Consider the following 1,547-nt stretch of genomic DNA (forward strand, 5'->3'; position numbering starts at 1 on the left):
CTCATCGGCAACCACCCCTACGGTTACACCGGGTTCGCCCTCGATCTGACCGATGTGGTGCACACCGACGGCGCCACCCCCAACGTCCTCGCCGTGAAGGTCCGCAACCAGCTGCCCAGCAGCCGCTGGTACTCGGGCAGCGGCATCTACCGCCACGCCCGGCTCATCGTCACCGACCCCGTGCACGTGGCCCGCTGGGGTACGTACGTCACCACCCCCGGCCTCGCCACCACCCTGCGCGAAGACCACGCCACCGTGCGGGCGCGCACCAGCGTGGTCAACGCCTCGGACGAGGACCAGGCCGTCACGGTCGTCTCCACGGTCAAGGGCCCGGACGGGCGTACGGTCACTCGGGCCCGCTCGGCTCTCAGCGTCGGCGCGGGCGCCACGCGCGATGCCACCCAGGAACTCACCGTCGACCGACCGGCGTTGTGGTCCTTCGACACCCCGGTGCGCTACACCCTGGAGACCGAACTGCGGGTCGGCGACCGGACCACCGACCGCTACCGCACCCCCTTCGGCATCCGCCACGTCACCATCGACCCCGACCAGGGGCTCACCCTCAACGGCGAGTACACCAAGCTCCAGGGCGTCAACCTCCACCACGACCTCGGCGCGCTCGGCGCCGCGTTCAGCACCGACGCGTTCGTGCGTCAGATGACCATCATGAAGAGCATGGGCGTCAACGCCCTGCGCACCTCGCACAATCCGCCCGCGCCCGAGGTGGTCGAGGTGTGCGACCGGCTCGGCATCGTCATGATGGTCGAGGCCTTCGACTGCTGGCGCACCGGCAAGACCGCCCATGACTACGGCCGCTTCTTCGACGAGTACTGCGAGGCGGACACCGCCGAGATGGTCGGCGCGGCCCGCAACTCCCCCTCGGTCATCATGTGGTCCATCGGCAACGAGATCACCGATTCGACCAGCACACCGGGGCTTGCCATGGCCCAGCGGATCATCGACGCCATCAAGGCGGCCGATGACACCCGGCCGATCGTGATCGGCTCCAACAAGTACCGAGGCGGCCCGCCCGCACCCGGCTCCCCCGCCGACCTGATGCTCGCCAAGGTCGACGGGCTGGGCCTCAACTACAACACCGCCTCGTCGGCCGACGCGCTGCACGCCCGCTATCCACGGCTGTTCCTGTTCGAGTCCGAGACCTCCTCCGCGACCTCCTCGCGCGGGGCGTACCAGGAGCCCGAGCACCTCAACACGGCCGAGAACCAGACCCCGGGCAAGCGCGAGGCCTCCAGCTACGACAACAACATCGTCAATTGGGCGGCCAGCGGCGAGTACGAGCTGAAGAAGGAGCGGGACCGCCCGTACCTGGCCGGGCAGTTCCTGTGGTCGGGCATCGACTACATCGGTGAGCCCACGCCGTACAAGGTGTTCCCGGTGAAGGCGTCCTTCTTCGGCGCGGTGGACACGGCCGGATTCCCCAAGGACGCGTATCACCTGTTCAAGAGCCAGTGGACCAGCGAACCGATGGTCCACCTCGTTCCGATGAACTGGACCGATTACCGGCCGGGCGAGGACGTCGAGGTCTG

At 68.4% G+C, this 1,547-nt stretch carries 1 protein-coding gene; it reads left to right on the forward strand.

All coding sequences use genetic code 11. The annotated features are described in order from the left end of the window. Positions 1-1,547, forward strand: a 1,547-nt coding sequence (locus ACZ6CL_RS42945) for a glycoside hydrolase family 2 TIM barrel-domain containing protein (RefSeq protein ID WP_468947020.1), incomplete at both ends; no start/stop codon positions are given.

Source organism: Streptomyces sp. NPDC041200 (assembly GCF_055591805.1).